The 20114-nt window shown below is 67.8% G+C and carries 18 protein-coding genes and 1 pseudogene; 11 read left to right on the top strand and 8 right to left on the bottom strand.

What is annotated here, in order from left to right:
* Positions 1–28: 28 nt before the first annotated feature.
* The 4 genes from GF399_00085 (at position 29) to GF399_00100 (ending at position 4249) form a co-directional block, all read left to right on the top strand.
* Complete coding sequence (locus GF399_00085; protein ID MBD3398714.1) at positions 29–913, top strand: hypothetical protein; 885 nt, start codon at positions 29–31, stop codon at positions 911–913.
* A 480-nt stretch (positions 914–1393) separates the two neighbouring features.
* Complete coding sequence (locus tag GF399_00090) at positions 1394–2371, top strand: hypothetical protein (protein MBD3398715.1); 978 nt, start codon at positions 1394–1396, stop codon at positions 2369–2371.
* Positions 2355–3248 carry a hypothetical protein gene (locus GF399_00095; GenBank protein ID MBD3398716.1) on the top strand — a complete coding sequence of 298 codons (894 nt, stop codon included), beginning with the start codon at positions 2355–2357 and terminating at the stop codon, positions 3246–3248. Before GF399_00090 ends, GF399_00095 begins: the two co-directional genes overlap by 17 nt.
* 125 nt (positions 3249–3373) lie before the next feature.
* Entirely contained in the window at positions 3374–4249 is an 876-nt protein-coding gene (locus GF399_00100; GenBank protein MBD3398717.1) for a hypothetical protein, read from the top strand.
* Positions 4250–4349: 100 nt separating this feature from the next.
* Here the strand turns inward: GF399_00100 and GF399_00105 are convergent, their stop codons facing one another.
* The 8 genes from GF399_00105 to GF399_00140 form a co-directional block, all read right to left on the bottom strand.
* Entirely contained in the window at positions 4350–5240 is an 891-nt protein-coding gene (locus tag GF399_00105; protein MBD3398718.1) for an MBL fold metallo-hydrolase, read from the bottom strand.
* A 372-nt stretch (positions 5241–5612) separates the two neighbouring features.
* Positions 5613–8051, bottom strand: a complete 2439-nt coding sequence (locus tag GF399_00110; protein ID MBD3398719.1) for a DEAD/DEAH box helicase — start codon at positions 8049–8051, stop codon at positions 5613–5615.
* A gap of 193 nt (positions 8052–8244) precedes the next feature.
* A complete protein-coding gene (locus tag GF399_00115; protein ID MBD3398720.1) occupies positions 8245–9333 on the bottom strand; it encodes a hypothetical protein in 1089 nt (362 codons plus the stop codon).
* 340 nt (positions 9334–9673) lie between these two features.
* Positions 9674–10414, bottom strand: a complete 741-nt coding sequence (locus GF399_00120) for a ComF family protein (protein ID MBD3398721.1) — start codon at positions 10412–10414, stop codon at positions 9674–9676.
* Positions 10411–11379, bottom strand: coding sequence for an ABC transporter substrate-binding protein (locus tag GF399_00125; protein MBD3398722.1), 969 nt, complete (start codon positions 11377–11379; stop codon positions 10411–10413). The genes GF399_00120 and GF399_00125 overlap by 4 nt, the downstream gene beginning before the upstream one ends.
* 21 nt (positions 11380–11400) lie before the next feature.
* Positions 11401–12762, bottom strand: coding sequence for a hypothetical protein (locus tag GF399_00130; GenBank protein ID MBD3398723.1), 1362 nt, complete (start codon positions 12760–12762; stop codon positions 11401–11403).
* Positions 12749–13561 (bottom strand): TIGR00282 family metallophosphoesterase, encoded by an 813-nt coding sequence (locus tag GF399_00135; protein MBD3398724.1) that lies wholly within the window; start codon positions 13559–13561, stop codon positions 12749–12751. Before GF399_00135 ends, GF399_00130 begins: the two co-directional genes overlap by 14 nt.
* Entirely contained in the window at positions 13561–15054 is a 1494-nt protein-coding gene (locus GF399_00140) for a hypothetical protein (GenBank protein ID MBD3398725.1), read from the bottom strand. The genes GF399_00135 and GF399_00140 overlap by 1 nt, the downstream gene beginning before the upstream one ends.
* A gap of 334 nt (positions 15055–15388) precedes the next feature.
* On the opposite strand from GF399_00140, the gene GF399_00145 reads away from it, so the two are divergent.
* The 7 genes and pseudogenes from GF399_00145 to GF399_00175 form a co-directional block, all read left to right on the top strand.
* The gene (locus GF399_00145; protein ID MBD3398726.1) at positions 15389–16102 is read left to right on the top strand and encodes a hypothetical protein; all 714 of its coding nucleotides are present in this window, start codon (positions 15389–15391) and stop codon (positions 16100–16102) included.
* Positions 16103–16135: 33 nt separating this feature from the next.
* Positions 16136–16384, top strand: a complete 249-nt coding sequence (locus tag GF399_00150; protein MBD3398727.1) for a hypothetical protein — start codon at positions 16136–16138, stop codon at positions 16382–16384.
* 169 nt (positions 16385–16553) lie between these two features.
* Complete coding sequence (locus tag GF399_00155; GenBank protein MBD3398728.1) at positions 16554–17183, top strand: DNRLRE domain-containing protein; 630 nt, start codon at positions 16554–16556, stop codon at positions 17181–17183.
* A gap of 152 nt (positions 17184–17335) precedes the next feature.
* Positions 17336–17944: a DNRLRE domain-containing protein gene (locus GF399_00160; protein MBD3398729.1), complete on the top strand. Its 609-nt coding sequence runs from the start codon at positions 17336–17338 to the stop codon at positions 17942–17944.
* Positions 17945–18006: 62 nt separating this feature from the next.
* Positions 18007–18636 (top strand): DNRLRE domain-containing protein, encoded by a 630-nt coding sequence (locus GF399_00165; GenBank protein ID MBD3398730.1) that lies wholly within the window; start codon positions 18007–18009, stop codon positions 18634–18636.
* A 406-nt stretch (positions 18637–19042) separates the two neighbouring features.
* A pseudogene (locus GF399_00170) lies at positions 19043–19189 on the top strand (IS1595 family transposase).
* Positions 19190–19506: 317 nt separating this feature from the next.
* Positions 19507–20114 (top strand): DNRLRE domain-containing protein (locus tag GF399_00175; protein MBD3398731.1); only part of this gene is annotated, 608 nt, incomplete at its 3' end.

Below are 20114 nucleotides of genomic sequence, written 5' to 3' on the forward strand. Positions count from 1 at the left end.
GTTCGTCAGTCTTTAACCGGAGGATGACATGCGTAAGACTACCACCCTAGTTCTGGTCGCCCTGCTGCTATTGGCCGGCGCCGCCGGCGCCATGGAGATGCGCAAGCGTATCGCCGTCTCCGCCCTGGAAGATAAGGCCGGCAGCTCCTACAATGTCGGCACCGGCCTGGCCGACGTGCTGACCACCGCCCTGGTCAACACCGGCAAGTTCCAGGTCTACGAGCGCGATCAGCTCGCCCGGGTCATGGAAGAGCAGGCCCTGGGTACCAGCGGTCTGGTCACCCCCCAGACCGCCCCGGAGATCGGCAAGCTCCTCGGCGTGCAGGCCATCGTCTACGGCTCGGTAACCGAGTTCTCCACCCAGGAAGACTCCGTCGGGCTGGGCACCATGATGGGCGGCATCGGTTTCAACCGCTACACCGCCCGGGTCACCCTCGACCTGCGCATCATCGACACCACCACCGGCGAGATCATCTTCGCCCACTCCGCCACCGGTGAAGAAAGCGAGGCCGGCGGGGCCCTGATGGTTCCCGGTATGGTCATCGGCGCCGGCAGCGACTTCAATAACACCCTCGAGGGCCAGGCCGCCCGCCAGGCCATCGACGAAATCGTCGAGGCCATCACCGTCAAGATGCGCGACATCCCCTGGACCGGCGCCGTGGTCAAGGCCGACGGCGACAAGGTCTACCTCAACGCCGGCATGGAATCCGGTATCGAGACCGGGATGGAGTTCAAGGTCTACCAGAAGGGCGAAGAGCTCATCGACCCCACCACCGGGATCTCCCTGGGCGCCGAAGAGACCCTGATCGGCATCATCCAGGTCATGGACGTCAAGGAAAGGTACGCCATCTGCCGCATCACCTCGGGCGGCGGCTTCACCGCCGGTGACATCGTCCGCGAGAAGGGCTACTAGACCCTCTCGCCCGACGTACCCGGCGCGGCCGCGCCGACAGCTATTCCCCGGGGGTGGCCGACCACGCCGCCCCCGAACACTACCGCCCCGCCGCGGCCGCCGTTGAAAAACAGCCACCGGAGGCTTACACTACAATCAACAACGCAACGGCGGAACCGGCACGGTTTTTGCGGAGGCGGCACGTCGAGCGCCGCGGCGACGGGCGCCGAGATGCAAAAACCGTGCCGGTTCCGCCGGGCCCCGGGGGGTGACGGCGCGCGGTCGGCGGGGCTGTTTTTCAACGGCGGTCCGCAGAGCGCCCGCTCGACCTCGACCCTGGGCGGCTCAAGCTCGGCCGTGCAACAGACAACGCTCTGCCGGAGTTGTCCGCTTCGAACCGCCGTAAGTGGAGTGAGCCACCGAGGGGTACCGCTGCGTTGCTGTTCCGCGATGTCAGATAAGTGAGCAACCAACGACCCTTACGACTGACCCGCAGGTGCGATGAGACACCACAGACCACTCAAGCGTTTCACAGTCATGTGTTGTGCGATCTTCTTTCTGGTCGCTCTCGGCTCGCTTGCCGGTTGCGCGCCCAAGGAGCCGCCGCGGGTGCTCAGCCGCAACCCGCGCTCCGGTGAGCTTTACCTGCTGCGCCGCATCGTCGTGGCGCCGTTGGAGGATCGCTCCGGAGCCGCGGCGAGCGTGACCGCGGCCCTGACGGACAAGCTGACCACCTATCTGGTCAAGACCAATATGTTCCGGGTGCTGGAGCGCGGCCAGTTGGAGCGGGTGCTGGAGGAGCAGGCCCTGGGTGCCGAGGGCTTGACCACGGCCGTGTCGGCGGCCCGCCTCGGCCGTCTGCTGGGTGCCCAGGCCGTCGTTCTGCCGGCGCTGACCGAGTTCGGCGTTTTGGAACACCACCTGGGTGACTGGCAGAGCGAGGACTTCGCCCTCGATATCCGCCGCATCATCATCGGGATGGACCTGCGCTTCGTCGACACGGCAACGGGTGAGGTCTTCTTCGCCCACCACGCCGAGGCGGCGGTTCGTTCGGCGGGCGCCCTGATCGTGGGCGACAACATGGCCCTGGGGCATCAACTCGAAGACGAGAGCAGCCAGGCTTCCGCGGCGGCCCGTCGGGTGATCGAAGAGCTGGTCGAGGCCGTCGTGGTCACCATGGAGGAGCCACCCTGGGTCGGCGCCGTGGTCAAGCAGAGCGACGAAAAGGTCTACCTCAACGCCGGCGCCGATATCGGTGTCGAGGTGGGGATGCGTTTCGCCGTCTATGCCACCGGCGAGGAGCTCATCGATCCGGCGACGGGGATCAGCCTGGGACCCGTCGAGGAGCGTGCCGGCAGCCTCGAGGTCGTCGAGGTCCACGAACGGTTCTCGATCGCCCGGATCCTCGAGGGCGGCGCCTTCGAAGCCGGCGACTTCATCCGCCTACCGCCCCCGGCCGACGATGTTCCGACCAGCTAAAACGCTACCCGCCGTCGGCCTGGCGCTGATGAGCGCCTGTCTGCCCGTCGACGGGGAAGGCTCGCACCTCGAGCGTCGGCTGGTGGTCGACGTGCGGTCGCGGGAGCCCGAGAACGAGGTCTGGGCCCGCGGCCTGGAGGAGCTGGCGGTTGCCGAGCTGGCCGAGCTGCCCAGCCTGGAGCCCCTGGGAACGGACTCCCTGCTGGCCGCGGCCGGCGGCCTGGCCGCTTTGCCGACGGAGACCGCGGACCCGGCCTCGACGGCCCCGCCCGTGTTGGTCGTCGGCGAGGAGCTCCACGGCCTGGATGTCCAGCTTTACCTGCTCGGTGAGTTACGCCGCTTCGCAGTCGGTGTCGACGAGCCCGGCGGCGCGTCCTCGATCCAGGGCTTCGCCACCCAAACCGCCGTGGCCGAGCTGCGTTTGCGGCTCTACCTGATGGGCACCGGCGAGCTGCTGGCCCAGAGCGACTACACCGCCGAGTTGACCGTCAGCGGCATCGAGCGCCACCGCCCCGGCGAGCCGATCGGCGACGACGCGACCTTCACCGCCACCCTCGAGGGTCGGGCCCTGACCGCGGCCGCCGAGGGCGCCGTCGGCAGGTTGGTGCGCGAGATCGCCCGCGCCCCCTGGAACGGCTTCATCGACGACTTGACCGCCGACGGCGGCGTCATCCTGCCCCTGGGCTACCGTGACGGCGCCGCTCCGGGCGATGTGTTCATCGTCTACGAGCCCGGCGCCGAACGCGGCCGGCGGGGCAACCGGGTCGGCAGCGTGCGCCTCGAGGCCCCCGGAAGCGACGAATCCTACGCCCCGCCCTTGTCCGGCGGCGGCTTCAAGCCCGGCTACCTGGTCATCCAGGAACTCAAATCCCGCTGACCGGCGTCAAGCGTTATCCCGGCCTCGCGAACCGCGGTTCGAAGTCATGGAAATCTCAACCCCTTCTTGACTAACCGACAGACCCGCCTCAGACCGCCGGCGCCGCCGGGGGAGGAGGATTACCGATGAAGAAAACCGTTCTGTTACTGCTGCTGCTCCTGGCCCTGACCGCCCTGGCCGACGCCGAGGTGACCTACCTCGTCGGCAGCGTCAGCTACTACCGCGGCGGCTCAAGCCATACGGCGAGCCTGAACACCGAGCTCAACAACGGCGACGTGGTCATGACCGGCGCCCGCTCCCGGGTCGAGGTGACCTTTGGCGACGGTTCCCTGGTCCGGTTGGGCTCCAACGCCCAGTTGACCATCGAACGTTCGTCCTCGGGCGGGCTGGGCGAGGCCACCGTGGTCAGTTGCTCCGGCGGCCGCGTCTGGAGCAACGTCACCCCCTTCACCAGCTCGGACTCCGGCTACGCCGTCAAGACCCCGACGGCCACCGCCGCCGTGCGCGGGACCGTCTTCCGCGCCGACATCTACCCCGACGAGTCCACCCTGCTGCGCGTATACACCGGCAGCGTCGAGCTCTGGAACCCCATGGCCGCCCTCGAGGGACCCCACTTCTGGGAGACCGAGAGCGCCGAGGGCTCCGGCGGCACTGGTCGCCACGAGGTCGTCGGACCCCACGAAGTCTCCGGACCCGTCGAGGTCTCCGAGGAGGAGTGGGAGCAGCTGCTGCTGGAGAAGATGACCCAGATCTATATCGGCGGCGACGGCGCCGTCGGCGAGTCCGGCGAGTTCACCCTCCAGGAGGAGGCCGACGACCAGTGGGTCGCCTGGAACATCGAGCGCGACGCCGAGCTCGGTCTGGAGCGCGTCGAGGGCTCTGGGGCCTTCGACGATTCCACTGACGATTCCACTGACGATGACACAGATGATGCCGATGATTCCCCGGGCGAGAGCGACGCCGACGGTAGCAAAGCCCTCAACAACGGCGACGGTATGTAGCCCGCGCGGCAAGACATTTCTGCGAACGGCGCCGGGAGACCGGCGCCGTTTTCTTTGTATCAGTACTGTGGACGGCGTTACCGTCGCGCGGACTGCGCCGTCACTGCCACAGCCTTCGGCGACGCCGGGCTGCCCGGCGGGCGCAGCGGCGCAGCAGCTCAGCCGTGTGGCCCTCTCGTCCGGGGCCGTCGAGCAGCGGTGGGCCGTGGCCCGTGGCCAACACCCGGGGCTCCAGCTCGGCCAGAACGGCGAGGGTTTCCATCGCCCGCCGCTGGTCCCGGTTGGTGTACGGCGCCGGCGGCGAGACCCGCGCCCGGTTCGGTCGCAAGAAAGCCGCCGTCAGGCCGACGAGGGACCCGGCGTCGACGGTCAGGACGGCGTCGCCGGCCAGCAGCACCCCGTCGTCGGCGCGCCGGAAGACCAACTGCCCCGGAGTGTGACCCGGCGCGGCGACAGCGGTCCAGCCGGGCATCCCCGGCACGCCGCCGGGTTTGAGGGGCCGGGCGCAATTCGCCAGGCTTTGTTCGGCCAGGATAGCTGAGACCTTCTCCTGCGACAGCCTCCGCATGATGGGCAGGACGATCCAGTGGTCCAGCGGAATGGCGAAACGCTCCAGCGTCGCCAGGTCTTCGGCGATGGCCAGGGGCAGCTCGGGCTCCGGCACGTAGACCGGGCAGCCCCAGCTCCGGGCCAGCTCCGGTGCCGCTCCCGCGTGATCCGGATGGACGTGGGTCAGCAGGATGGCGGCGGGCGGAGTGTCGGAACCGCAGAGCCCGTCGGCGGCGCGCTTGATGGCCCCGGCGTTCCCGGCGACGGAGGTGTCGATCAGCGCCCAGTTCATACCCGAACGGACGAAGTAGACGTTGCCCGCCAACAGGCCGCAGGACAGCCAGTGCACGCCGGGGGCGATTTCTCTGGGCTTCGGGTTAAGCATTGTTCTCACCCGAGCGCTTCCTGGTCGGCTGACAGACAACGGCAGCGGATGATTCATGCGAGATAGTTCCAGCGTCTTGTAACAGAGCCGGAAGGCTTATCAGCGTTACTAGACGCCAGATAACAGCCCGGGTTGTTTGATGCGCCCGATGGAGACAATTCCCGTGCTGAGTCGCGGCTGCTCAATAATCTGTTAACGGCGGTCCGGCAGACCGAGACTCGCAAGTCCTCGTCCGCCGGGCGTGTAGCGCTGGACGGGTAAGCTCCGCCGGCGAGACCCGTCGAGACACCCTGCGGCACGGACCTGGTTCAAGCGGAACCGGCACGGTTTTTGCGGAGGCGGCACGTTGAGCGCCGCGGCAACGGACGCCGAGATGCAAAAACCGTGCCGGTTCCGCGGCGCCGGGAGTGGTATTGCGCTGAACGACGGCTAACGGGTCTCGCCGGCGGACTGGTCACCCCGGGCCAGGATGGTCAAGGCCGCCTGCTTGCGTCGGGGGACGGGGATCACCCTGCCGCTGGGGCCGACGGTTTCCAGCGCCGGGCCGATGCAAGAGGGGCAGCCGTGGCTGCAGGGGCACTCGGCCACCCGCTGGCGCGCCCCCTCCCAGAGCTGGGCGTGCAGGGCGTAGAGTTTTTCCGAGAAGCCGATACCGCCGGGGTAGTTGTCGTAGAGGAACAGTTGGGGCTGAAACTCCTCGCCGACGGACTCGGCGAAGGGGTCGCCGGCGGACCAGAGGTTCTTCAGCGGCTCGCCCTCGCGCTCGGCGCCCAGGGCGGTGCCCAGATCGCGCACCTCGCACATCAAGACGAAGGCCGCCAGGTTGTGCAGGGCGTACTTGGCCCCGTAGAGTCCGGCGACGAGTTCGGCTTTGTTGTAGTCCAGCCCGGCGAGGAAGCCGCCGTCGAGCCGGGCCCAGTAAGCCGTGGTCGACATCTCGCGCTCGGGCAGTTCGACCTCGCCGTAGCCGACGTTCTCCTGGGTGTAGTAGCGGATCTTCTTGAAGCCGACGACCTTGTTGGCGACGTGGACCTCGCCGTAGTGGGGGCGGGCGGGGGTCGGCGGGCCCTCGTCGAAGATGTCGAGGACGTGGACCGCCGTCTTGTCCTCGGCGTCGGTGTAGTAATCGAAGTCGCCGCGACGGACGTAGGCCTTGCGGTTGTCGAAGTCCAGCTCCTCGACCTGGTACTGGACGCCGTCGTGGACGTAGACGGCCTTGGGAAAGATGTGGTAGAAGGCGCCGGAGTAATCGATCTCGCCGATGACCCGGGGGCGGTTGATGCCGGAGCGCTCCAGGCGTTCGTCGAAAGTCTCCCCCGAAGCGCCGCTGCCCATGGCGGGGCGTCCGGCTCGTTCGACGATGACGAAGTTGTCCCGGGTCAGCGAACGCAGGGAGACCTCCTGGGCCGGGTAGGCGTCGGCCATCCAGTACCAGCGGTCCTCGGCCCGGTGGACCAGCTCGCCCTCCTCGAGCAGCTCGAGAATCTCCTCCAGGTTCTCCCCGCCGAAGGTCTCGCCCTCGGCGAAGGGCATCTCGAAACAGGCGCACTTGACGTGCTCGAGCAGGATCAGCAGGTTGTCGGCGTTGATGCGGGCGTGCTCGGGGGACTGTTCGAAGAGGAATTCGGGGTGCTGGGCGACGTACTGGTCCAGGGGCAGGTTGCGGGCCAAATAGACGGCCACGGAGCTGCCCGAGCGCCGTCCGGCGCGTCCGGCCTGCTGCCAGGTGCTGGCCACGGAGCCGGGGTAGCCGGAGATAATGCAGCAGTCGAGCTTGCCGATGTCGATACCCAGCTCGAGGGCGTTGGTGGAGACCACGCCGCGAACGCTGCCGTCGCGCAGGCCGCGTTCGATCTCCCGGCGCATCCGCGGCAGGTAGCCGCCGCGGTAGCCGCGGACCCAGCCCCGGCGGTCCGGCGAGCGCTCGACGACGTCCTTGAGGTAGCGCACCAGGACCTCGGTGTTGATGCGCGAGGTGGCGAAGACGATGGTCTGGACGTCGGCCTCGAGGAACTTGGCCGCCAGCCGGCGGGCGTGCATGATGTAGGACTCGCGCATCCCGGTGTTGGCCTGGACGATGGGGGGGTTGTAGAGCAGGAAGTGTTTCTCGGCCGTCGGCGCGCCGGATTGATCGACCAGCTCGACGGGCTCGTCGAGCAAGGCTTCGGCCAGCTCGCGGGGGTTGGCGATCGTCGCCGAGCAGAGGATGAAAACGGGGTCCGCGCCGTAGAAGCGGGCCACGCGCCGCAGGCGCCGCAGGACATTGGCCATGTGGCTGCCGAAGACCCCGCGGTAGGTGTGCAGCTCGTCGATGACCACGTACTTGAGGTGCTCGAACAGGGACAGCCATTTGGTGTGGTGGGGCAGGATACCGGCGTGGAGCATGTCGGGGTTGCTGACGATGACGTTGCCCGAGCGGCGGATCTTGCGCCGCACGTCGGCCGGGGTGTCGCCGTCGTAGGTGTTGGCGGTGATCGCCGGGTCGAGCTTCTCGGCCAGCTTGGCCAGCTCGACCATCTGGTCCATCCCAAGGGCCTTGGTGGGAAAGAGGTACAGGGCGCGGCTGTCCGGATCGCGCAGCACGGCGTCGAGGACGGGCAGGTTGTAGCACAGCGTCTTGCCCGAGGCCGTCGGCGTCTGGATGACGACGTTTTCGCCGGCGCCGATCAACTCGATCGCCTCGCGCTGGTGGGTGTAGAGGCGCTCGATGCCCGTGGCGCGGATGACCTCGACCAAACGGGGGTGGAGGAAGTCGGGAAAGTCGGCGTACTGGGCCGTCCGCGGCGGCAGCACCCGCCAGTGGGTGATGCTCTCGCGGTAGGGCGGCCGCTTGAGCGACGCCAGGACGCTGTCGATGCCTTTGGCCATGCTGCTTCGCCTGGATGGGGGGTTGGTTTGGGACTCAAGGGTCGTTGGCCCGGAGACGGGCGTTCCGCCGGAGCTCGGCCGTCTATCAGCTTCGCCGCCCAGCCCGGCGCCGTCACGCTTCTTGCATTCCGCGGTTTTCGCCAGGGCGAAAACCGCGGGCAAGAAGCCCGCCGGCGCCTCGCCGAGTCGCCGGTCAGGCGTCGCCGGCGCGTTTGAGGATCGTCCAGACCAGCAGGGTCAGCCAGCGCGAGGGCCGGCGCTTCTGGACGAACTCCCAGCCCGACCAATTGACCAGGTCGTCGCCGACGACCTGGCCCGCGGGGAACTCCTCGTCGCCTTTGGGTTGTTTGGAGCTGCGGCCGTCGGGGTTCCATTTGAGCCAGACGGATTCGGCCTTGACGCGACCGTCGGTGTCCCGCTTACTCCGCAGATGGTCGAGGAGCTCGGCGAAGGCCGTTTCGTAGCGGCAGCGGGGGAAGCGGCTGAGGACGTCGGCGAAGTGGACGATATCGTACCAGATTCGCGGGGCCTTGGGGCGGCCGAAGGTGGTGCCGATACCGAAGAGGTAGTGTTTGCGTCCGGTCCGGCGCTCGCTCCAGTGCTGGAGCAGACAGTCGATCAGCCGGTCGGCGGCGGCGCTCTCGCGCAGCTCCGGCAGGGCCGAGAACAGACGCAGGGTTATCAGCGAGGCGTAGGGGCAGGGCTCGTCGCGCTTGCCGGGGCCGTTGAACTCGGGGCCGTGGGTCGGATCGGCATAGCAGGGGCTGCCGTAGTCTTCCTGGCGCGAGAGGATGTAATCGACACTGCGGCGGACGCGATCGTCGTTGCCCAGGCCCAGCTTGACCAGGGCGTAGCTGATCAGCGGGGCGTCGGTGGCGAACCACGTCCAGCGCTCGCGACCGTCGCCGCCGAAGGCTCTGGGCAAGCTGCTGCGCACCTGGAAGGGGCCCTCGCGCGACTGGTGGGCCAGGATGGTATCGATCGCGGGTTGCAGCCTCGCGGCGGGCACGCCGATCTCGGCCAGGAAGACCAGCTTGTGCAGCGGATGGGCGGCGTTGTTGTGGTTCTTGATCGGCGGCTGCTCCTCCCAGGCGTTGACCTCGTCGATCAGGCCGGCGACGAGGGGTTCCGTGGTCAACGCGGCCCGTAGCGCGTAGGCATCCCTGACGGTGACCACGGCGGGCAGCAGGTCCTCGAGCGCCCGGTAGCGCACGAAGGCCGGGCCCTTCATCAACCAGTCGGCGGTCTTGAGCGGCAGGTCCATGGTCGGCGTTTCCTCCATCAGACGGGCTCTGTCGGGCCCGTTTCAGCGGGATTGTGCGTGCCGAGCTTACGCGGCCGCGAGCCGTTATCCGGTTGGGCGTTCGGCCCCGCCGCCGTCATGGAGCGGCCGGACCTTTGAAAAACAGGACGAACCGGGAACGTTTGAAGACCGCGGTCGGAACCGGCACGGTTTTTGCGGAGTTGACACCGCCGGGTTGTTGTCAGGTTCAGCGAGATGCAAAAACTGTGCCGGTTCCGGGGTGCGGAGGTCGTTGACGGTGCCGGGCCGCCGGGCGCCTGTTTTTCAAAGGTCCGGCGCGGCAGGCCTGGAGCAGACCGCTCGCGGGTGAGGGTGGCGGTCAACTGGAGGCCGGACGGGCGACGACGTAGGCGGCCACCTCGCGGGCGCCGGCGGCGCGCAGGGCGCGGGCGCCCTCGGCCAGGGTGGCCCCGGTGGTGGTGACGTCGTCGACGAGGAGCACCCGCTTGCCGTCCAGAGCCGTTGCTTCGTCGACGGCGAAGGCCTCGCGCAGGTTCTCCCGGCGGGCCTCGTCGGGCAGGCGCACCTGGGGCACGGTATCGCGGACGCGCAGCAGGCCGTCGGCGAGAGGCGCGCCCCACATCTCGGCCAGGGGGCGGGCCAGCAGCTCGCTCTGGTTGAAGCCGCGCCAGCGCAGGCGTTTGCTGTGCAGCGGTACGGGCGCGACGACGTGGGGGCGCCAGGAGCCGAAGAGGGCGTGGGCGCGCTCGACGAGGAGTTCGGCGGGTTGCCGCGCCGCCGTGGGCCAGAAATCGTACTTGCAGAGGTAGATCAGGCTGACCAGAGGTTCACGGTAGAGGGCGGCGGCCCGGATGACCAGGGGCGGCGGCAGCAGGCGGCAGTCGAAGCACAATCCCGCGGGCCGTTCGTCGTCGTTGAGGGGGCGGCCGCAGGTCTCGCAGACGGGAGCCTTGACGAGTTCGACGGACAGCCAGCAGGGGTCGCAGAGCCCCAGACGCCGTCCCGGCGGCAGGCGGTGACCGCAGAGGACGCAGGCCGGCGGATAGACGAGGCGCAGCAGGCCGTCGAGCCCTTCCTTGAGCGTTTGGGCGAGTTTCATGGTTCGAGGCCGTTTTTATAATCGTTGACGATAGCGCTGAGGTCCTTCAGGGCCGCGACGATCCGGGGCCCGGCCCGGGTGTGGAGGTCCGGATCGAGGGAGTAGACGCGGCCCCGGCGGACGGCGGGCAGCTCGCCCCAACCCGTTCTGCTCTCGACGTCCGCCGGGTTGGTGGCGCCGTCGAGGAGGATGATGATCTCCGGCGCGGCGGCCAGGACGGCCTCGGGCTCGACGCGATGGTAGGCCCGGGGCAGTTCGGCGAAGACGTTGACGGCGCCGACGGCGGTGAGCAGATCGTGCTGCAGACTGCCCCGGCAGGCGGCCATCAGCGGCTCGGCGCTGATTTCGAGGTAGACGCGGGGGGGCACGGCGGGGCGGCGTGAAGCGGCTTCAGCCAGTGTCCGTTCCAGTTCGGCGGCTGACGTAGCGGCGGTTTCCCGGCGGTCGAGGAGTATTCCCAGCCGCCGTAAGGCTTCGACCAGGTCGGTGAGTTTGGCGGGTTGGTGGACGTAGGCGGTCAGGCCCAGGGTGTCGAGCTTGGCCAGCAGCGGGGCCTGTTCCAGACCGGCCAGGATGACCAGGTCGGGCCGCAGGGCGGCGATCAGCTCCGGATCTGGGTGGGAGAAGTCGCCGACGACGGGCAGCTCCAGTATCTCCGGCGGGTGGTCGGCGAAGCTGGAGCGGCCGACCAGCAGCTCGGCGTCCAGGGCGGCGACGACCTCGGCGGCGTCGGGGCTGCAGGCCACGATGCGGTGGGCCGGTTCGGTCAGGGCCACGGTGCGGCCGGCGTCGTCGACGACGCTCAGCGTCGTGGAGTCGGGCGTGCGGCGACCCTCGTCCGCGCAGGCGCCCAGGGCGCAGAGGAGGGCGAGGAGGAGGTGGTGGGCGTATCGCCGAAGCTGACCGGAGGATGTTTCCGGGCGCCGTGCGCATCGGCGGCGTAGTGAAGGGCGGAGGTCGTTCATGACGGCGTTTCGTCGGTTGGCTCAGCCGAGCGCCAGTTCCTTTTCGGCGGCGCGGAAGAGGACCAGCAGCGGATCCCAGACGGGGGAGGCCGCGGGGTGGTAGGCGTAGTCCAAGCGGGCGGCCTCGCCGACGCTCATTCCGGCGTGGATGACCGTGGCGGCTGAGTTGATGCGGTGGTTGGCGCCGTACTCCCCGGCTAGTTGGACACCCAGCAGGCGGCCCGTCGGGCGCTCGACGACGGCGGCGCAGTCCAGGTAGGTCCGGGGCTTGTGGAAGGTGGCGTGGGGCAGAACGCGGATCTCGACCAGGGTGGTGTCGTAACCGGCGGCGGCGGCCTGGGCGGGGTCCAGACCCGTACGGCTCAGCTCGAAGCCGTGGAGCTCCGTGGCCCGGGTGCCCAGCACCGGCGTGGTTTTCTCGGCGTCCCCGGCGGCGTTGGCGCCGGCGGTGCGACCGGCCCGGTTGGCGTAGGCGCCGTTGGGCAGATGGAAGCGTCCGCTGCGCAGGGCGTGGCGCACGGTGGCGCAGTCCCCGGCGGCGAATACGCCGTCGACGCTGGTTTCCTGGCGGGCGTCGACGACCAGGGCGCCCGAGGAACGCTCGGTTTTCAGTCGGTCGCCCAACGGGACCAGGTTGGGGATCACACCAACGAGTTCCAGCGCGGCCTCGGCCTCCAGGCGTCCGGCGTCGGTTTCGACGGCGACGAGGCGGCCGTCGCGGCCGTGGAGGTAGCCGTTGACCCGGGCGCCGCGCTGGACGGTGATCCCGAGCTTCTCCAGGTGTTTGTTGAGGCGGGCGGCGACGGACGGGGCCAGGCCGAGGGGGTTGTCGGCGGCGCAGACCAGGGCCACTTCGCCGCGTTGGGCCAGGGCGCAGGCCGCACCGAGGCCCTTGAAGCCGCAACCGACGACGGCGATGCGCCGGGGCCGCCGCTCCTGCAGGTAGAGGTGGGCTTCGACGAGGTCGTCGTAGGAGTGCAGGGCGAAGACCCCGCCGGCGTCGCGACCGGGGATCTCGAGGCGGCGGGCCAGGGCGCCGGCGGTATAGACCAGGCGGTCGTAGCTCAGCTCGTAGGGCGCAGCCTCCCGTGGGGCGACGCGCAAGAGGCGTCGTGCCGGCTGGACCTCGACGACAGGGGACTCCAGCCGCAGGTCCAGGCCGCGGCCCTTACTGAAGTACTCGGGTGGGTGGGCGACGACGCGGGCGGGGTCGTCCAGGCGGCCGGAGAGGACGTAGGCGAAGTTGCAGTTGGAAACGCTGGGGACGGAACCGGCCTCGAGGACGACGACCGCGGCGGCGGGGTCGCGGCGTTTGGCCCGCGAGGCGGCGGCCAGACCGGCGGCGTTGGCGCCGACGACGGCGATTCGTTTAGCGGGCTTCATCTTCCTCGCTTCGTTGCAGTCGCTGGATCGAGACGGCGCGAGCCGTCGCTTCGTCGAGGTCGACGATCACGCCGCGCAGCGCGGCCGGACCCTTGGCCGGGGTGGCGCGGAAGGGCAGCGCGGTCAAAAAGCGCGGCATGACCTCGGCCGGGGTGACGCCGATGACGCCGTCGCGGGGTCCGCACATCCCGGCGTCGGAGAGGTAGGCCGTGCCGTTGGGCAACAGGCGCTCGTCGGCGGTCTGGACGTGGGTGTGGGTGCCGACGACGGCGCCGACGCGGCCGTCGAGGTGCAGCCCCAGGGCGATCTTCTCGCTGGTGGCCTCGGCGTGGAAATCGACGAAGACTACGGCGGCTCCCTCGTTGGTCAGCCCGGTCAGGGCGGCGTCGGCGGCGCGGAACGGGCAGTCGGTGTTGGGCATGAAGACCCGGCCCTGGAGGTTGAGGACGCCGACACGGACGCCGGCGCCGCGACGACCCGGCGGGACCGCGAAGACGCCGCAGCCGCGGCCGGGAACTCCGGCGGGGTAGTTGCGCGGGCGCAGCAGACAGGGCTCGTTGTCGAGCAGCTCGTAGCCCGGCCGCTGGTCCCAGATGTGGTTGCCCGAGGTCATCACGTCGATCCCGGCGGCGCGGAGCTGCTTGAAGGGCTTGGGCGAGATCCCGGCGCCGCCGGCGGCATTTTCGACGTTGGCGATCACCAGGCTCGGCTCGAACTCCCGGCGCAGCCCGGGCAGCAGCTCGCGGACGACCCGGCGGCCGGGGCGGCCGAAAACGTCGCCGAGGAACAGCAGACGGATCAAGGTTCTTCCTCCTGCGGCGGGGTAACATCGCGACCGGCCAGGCGGCGTCGCAGGCGTTCGCGGCGGTGCTCCAGGCGGGCGAGGTCCCGCTCGCGGCGCACCGGATCGGTCAGCACCCGTCGCGCCCGGCCCAGGGCCTCCTCGACCAGCTCGGCGGCTTCGGCGTAACGGCCGACGCGGTGTTCGAGGAACTTGGCCTCCTCTTCGTAGGGGCGGGCGTCGTAAGGACCGCGGCGCAGCTCGGCCCACAGCGGACGGGCCCGCTCGAAATCCGCGGCGCGCTTGTAGTGCAGGCTGAGTTCCCAGCAGGCCCGGCGGCGCAGCTCATCATCCAGGCCCTCGGCCAGGGCGGCCTCCCAGAGCTCGGAGCGCACGTCAGTGTAGTAATCGAGCAACCCGAGCCCAAATAGCTCGGTCGGGCACTGGTAGTGTTGGAGGGGCTCGGCGGCCAGGCGCAGGGCCCGGGCGGCCAGCACGGGCAGGCTGCAGATGTCCTGCTCGTTATGGTAGAAGATCCGGCCGAGGCGTTCGGTGACCGGGGCGCCGCGCAGATAGGCGAAGTAGAGAGCCGGGATCTCGGCGCCGGGGATGTCGCCGTGGCGCTCGACGGCCAGCACGCCGCGCTCGACCTCGGCCAGGGAGCAGCTCGGCAGGCGGTGGCGCCACAGACGGCGGGCCCAGGCCAGCAGGTCGACGTGGTCCGGGGTGCGCTCGATGAAGCTCGGCCGCAGGCCGTTGAGCAGATAGCGGGTGCGCAGCAGGGGCCAGTCGAAGGCCCGGCCGTTGTAGGTCACCAGGCCGGAGCAGTCGTCGAGCCATTCGGCCAGCAGGTCGAGCTGGCCGCGCTCGGCGGCCGGGGAGTCGATGAACAGTTGCCGCAGCAGGTAGCCCGCGGCGGTGAAGCGGCCGACGCCGACGAGGAAGGGCAGCGTGCCCGTGCCGCCGGCCAGCCCCGTGGTCTCGGTGTCCAGAAAGACGGCCCGGGAGAAGTCGAAGTCCGCCGGGCAGCGGCTCTCCAGGCCGGCGAGCCCGGCGGTGCCGCAGTCCAGCAGGTCCCCGAGGCTGACCCCGGCGTGACCCTCGTCGAGGGGGTGCAGGTGTTCGACGACGAAGACGTGTCCGTGGGCGGTTTCACGCCAGTCGCCGTCGACGACGGCGTCGAGGTCGAGGCGTTCGGCGCGGCGGGGCGCGGGACGGGGCGGAGCGTCGAGGCGCTTGACCGCCTCGGCGAACTCCAGCCCGCGGCCCTTGGCGGCCAGCAGGCGCCTGAGCCGCTCCTTGGCCGAGGCGACGTCCTTAACCGGAGCGATGTCCGATTGAGTACCCGGAGCGGCCTGCTCCCCCGCCCCCGGCGCGGCGGTGTCGTCGCTACCGACGGGGGTCTCTTCGGACGTTTCGTCGGACGTTTCGTCGCACGTTTCGTCGGCGCGATCGCGGGAGGTCGGCGCACCCAGGCGGGCCAAGCGTTCTTTGAGGTTTCTCTTTTTCATTGTTGTCGGTGCTTTGTCCGCCGTCTAGTATAGCACGGCGGACCGCCCCAGCGTCGTCTCGCGGCCGTCGTTTCGGGGCGCGGCTTTGGAGCCGTCAACGCTTCTTGGTTCATCCGCCGGTGTTCCACTCGATTCAGCGTATGCTAACCGTAATATCAGCAGCAACTTATATCATGATGACAAGAAAACGGCCTTGACACTCACATAAGAAAAATCTACTATCATATAGCTTGAAAGTATCATATGCATATCCCTTATGCTATTCCATCAACATTCCATCAACGGGACAATAGACGACTGGACAGTCAGACGCTTTCAAGGGAGACGGCGCTTTATGGAAGAACGTGAGCTGATCCGGCACTTCATCGGGCTGGTGGGCGACTACCTGCCGCTGACCGGCCTCAAGGGCACCGCGCCCGAGCATCTGTCCCTCCACGTTCTCGAACACATCCTGCGTCCGGTGCCCAAGGCGCTCAACACCGGTCGGCTCGAGGCCGACGAGGCCCGCCTGTTCCTCGTCGGTTTTTTGCCGCTGGTGGGCGAGCTGTTCGGCGCCGACGGGCGGCAGGCGCTGCAGGCCGAGCTGGAGTCGCCCGTGCCGGAGGAGCTGACGGTGCAACTGGAGTACGGGCACGTTCGTCGGGTGCTGGCGCAGCGCGGTCTGGAGCCGCCGGCCTCGAGCCTGACCGGCCGGCCGGAGCTGCTGGCCGCCGCAGTTGTTTGGCGCCTGTTGGAGCTGCCCCGGGAGAAGCGCCTGCGGCCCTTCCTCGAGCTGTTCGGCGGTGGCTCGACCGGGGCGCTGAAACTGCGGGTGAAGATCGCCAGCGGCCTGGGGGCCCAGCCCGGACGCGTCAGTCTGGGCGGCGACGGACTCGAGGAGTACCGGACCCGCGAAAGCTGTTTGCTGGAGGGCGCCGACGGCGACACCGTCGAGCTGGAGATCGCCTGGGTCTCCGGCGCGGGCGAGGCCGCCCTGACCCCCGTCGACGCCAAGCTGCTGGGCGTCGGCAGGGGCGATACCGTCGGCGTGATCTTTCCCGAAGTGTAAGCGGTCAACCCAACCCCAACAAGGGAGGAAACCATGGGCAGCTTTCCCTGGATAAGACTGGTCAACCTGGTCTTCTGCATCGCCATCCTGATCCTGGGTGTCATAAAATACCGCAAGACCGACGTCAAGGCCTACCTCTACGTCGGGCTGGGTTTCACCATGTACGCCATCAGCCACGCTTTCAACATCTTCGGCATCGCCGGCAATCCGGGCATCACCGAGACGCTGATCGGCGTTCGCTCCATCGGCTACATTCTGGTTATCATCGGCATGGCGGTCTAACCGGACCGTCCGGGAGCCGGGACCGTCCGTGGGCGGTCCCCTTTCCCATTCAAAGGTACAGGGTGACCGTCGTTGTGGCAGACTGAACTGGACGTCGGGCGCTTCCGACTGCTAGACTGGATTGGACGAACGACACCATGACCCTTCGGAAGTCGCCTCAGGAGCCGCCATGAAACGCGCCGTCGTCTGCCTGCTCTGCCTCCTCGTCCTCGCCGCCACGGCGGAGACCGTCATCCTCCAACCCGGACAGCAGAAAAGCTACGACGCCTTCTGCTGGGAGCTCTACCCGGACAACAACTACGGCTACAATCCGCTCCTGCGCGTGGCCACCCCGGACCATCAGGACCAGGGGCAGCACGCCCTGCTGCAGTTCATCGACCTGGTCTACCACGAGGGACGCCTGGTCCTCTCCGCTCTGCTCGAAGTCTACACCGTCGGCGTCGAAGGCGACGGCGGGGAAGTCGAAATCGGGGCCTGCGACTACTGGTGGGCCGAGGACGCGGTGACCTGGAACACCTTCATGTCCATCCATCCGCATACCGAACGCAGCGCAGCTTATCCCGGGGGCGGCGGGGATTGGCTGGCCGTCGAGGTCACCGACATCGTCCAGGAGTGGCTCGACGGCGGCCTGGCCAACTACGGCTTCATGTTCTTCGACGAGGACGCCGACAACCGCTACCTGTCCTTCAACTCCAGCGACTTCGGCACCGATGACACGGTGCGACCCAAGCTGACTCTGGAGCTCTCCGAGGAGGCCGTCCAGCCGGTAAGCTGGGGCGTGATCAAGGCCCTGGAGTAGCCCGTAGGACAGAGTCCGATCCGCGGCGGTCGCCCCCCGGCGGCCGCCGTTCTCACTGTGGGGGATTGGCGGATTCCGAGCGCAGACAGCTATACTTAACCTGGGAATAGAATCGTCTACAGGCTGAAGCCTACTTTGAACGGGGGGAACCTATGCGGCATTATCCGCTGATAGCCCTGTTGTTGCTCGTCTCTTTAGCCGGCGTCGCCGCCGCCGAGACCGTCGTCTTCCAGCCCGATGTCGAGACGGGGCGCGACACCTTCGTCGTCGCCAGCTTTCCCGGCACAGCGATGGAGGGTTGGGGCGTGTTGTGGGTCGAGGCCGAAGGCGGCCCCGATGAAACCCACGCCCATACCTACATCGCCTTTGACGCCCTCGACGAGCATCTCGGCCGTACCGTGGCCGCGGCGGAGCTGCAACTCTACGTCAAGAACCTCGAAGGCGGCGGGACCTTCACCCTCGGCGCCGTCGACGGTGAATGGACCGAGAAAGATCTCTGCTGGAATAACCGCCCCGGCACCTACGAGCGCAGCCGTCAGCCTCTGGCCTACCCCGGCGAGCCGGACGCCTGGCATACCATCGACGTCACCGACTACGTCCAGGCCTGGCTCGACGGCACTATCCCCAACCACGGTTTCTGTCTCTACGACGACGACGACGAGGCCGCCTTCGTCAGCGCCTACGCCGCCGACAAATGGAGCGAGGCCGAGTATTTTCCCAAGCTGATCGTCGAGTTCACCAGCGCCGCTGTCGGACCATAGCTCGACCGGCTTGATCCTCCGGCAATCCGGAACAACCCGGGGACCCGAACAGCGAGGTTCTTATGCTGATACGCGTTGTCATCATCCTGAGCCTGCCGCTGCTCTGCGCGACCTGCGCCGAGACTGTCACCCTGAAGCCGGACCACGAGGTCAGCAATGACGCTTTTTTCTGCGAGTCCGATCCGACGAGGAACTACGAGGGCGACGGCATCATCTCCGTGCAACCTCCCTGCGACACCCACCAGCGCCTCCAGGCCTACCTCGAGTTCACCGAGCTCGATGACTACCTGGGCTGGCAGGTCGACTCGGCGGAGCTGCGCCTGTATATCAACAACGTCGTCTCCTACGGCAGCTGGTTCCTGGCTGCCGGCGACGCCGCCTGGGACGAGAACACTCTGAACTGGGACAACCGTCCCGGCGCCGTGGCCGGCAGCGAGGTTGAGCACGTCAATCCCACCCAGATGGAAACCTGGCTGAGCCTAAACGTGACCACCCATGTCGAGGAATGGCTCGACGGCAGTCTGCCCAATCACGGTTTCCACCTCTATGACAACGACTGGTGGAGCAGCTACTGGTCGGCCATCGCCGCCGACGAGGGCGGGGACTTCGCCAAATTCCCCCAGCTGATCCTGGACATCGAGGATAGCGCCGTCGAGCCGGTAAGCTGGGGCGTGATCAAGGCCCTGGAGTAGCCCGTCGGCCAGAGTCCGATCCGCGGCGGTCCCCCCCCGGCGGCCGCCCTTTTCTATTAGGGATCTTCTACCGTCTTCGGACCGCTACCTGTCTGTAACCTGCTGATAACATAAGTGATGGGTAGGGCGCACCATAAGTTGGCCGATGGCAGATGAAAATGTAAGAGATGCGGCGGGAAAGATACTCGACGACCAAGATATGCAAAGCTATCTCAAGAGAAGCAAAAAGAGACAGCTCGCTTATTGTGGCTGCGCGTTGCGGCGGCCGCCGCGGCCAGGGCGGTCGGCATATCCGCTAATAAACAGCAGCCAAAGGTGCAATCGACTTACAATCGACTTACGATCGATTAAGTGAGCGCCGCGCCGCCGCTCGCCAGGCCGAGCTGGACCCGATCAGCTACACCGTTACACCGACGGCCGGCGGGCCCACAAGAAACTCTCGTTCAACGGCTTCCACCACAGGCGCATCAAGCATCAGGAAGAGTACGCCAACGGAAAGAACCATATCAACGGGCTCGAGAGCTTCCGGGGCGACGCCGAGCGCGGCCGATAAGCCGATCACTGAGGATTCGAGCGTAACTACAGACTCTTGATCACTAAAAGGTCGTTCCGCTTCAAGCATCGCGACGACGAAAACGCGCTCGACTAGCCGCAGGATGCACTGCTCAATTGGTCCGCTCAGGTTACATGATGCCTCTATTACTCCACTGTGGGCGGGTCGCCTGATCAAACGGAGCGACTCAAGCGCTGGAATAAAACAGGCGGGTCGGGTCCGATAGTGACGATTGTCACATTATCGTGCCGGCTCAGCGGCTAAACTGCTGGGGCAATCGATCGATCCGCCGGCCCAACCACAACCCGGAGTAAACCATGCGTCTGACAATCCCGCTGTTGATCGTCGTTTTCGCCTGCGCCGCCCTCGGCGACACCGTCACCCTGCAGCCCGACGGAGCGCTGAGCAACGACACCCACACCTCCCAGGAGCATCCCGACACCCCCACCGACGACCTCTTCCTCTGCGTCGCCGCACCGGGATATGCCGACGGCGCCCATTGCATGTTCATCGAGTTCACCGAGCTCGACGCCTACATGGGGGCCACGGTCAACGAGGCCAAGCTGTGCATCTTCGCCGAGCACGTGATGAGCCCGGGCACCCTGCAGATCGGCCCCTGCGACGCCGCCTGGGACGAGGCGACCCTGACCTGGAACACCATGCCCGGCGTCCACGCCAGCTACCAGTTCGAGTACGTCACCATCTACCGCTGGCAGGAGATCGACGTTACCGGCTTCGTGCAGAATATGCTCGACGGCGTCTACGAGAATCACGGTTTCTGCCTCTTCGACAACGGCGGCGTCGACGAGATGCTTTCCACCCAGTCCGGCGAGACCGATGACGCCGACTACCGGCCCAAGCTGGAGCTGGACTACACCCCCAGCGCCGTCGAGCCGGCCAGTTGGGGCACGATCAAGACTCTGGA

It is taken from the genome of Candidatus Coatesbacteria bacterium (assembly GCA_014728225.1).
Taxonomy (GTDB): Bacteria; RBG-13-66-14; RBG-13-66-14; order RBG-13-66-14; family RBG-13-66-14; genus WJLX01.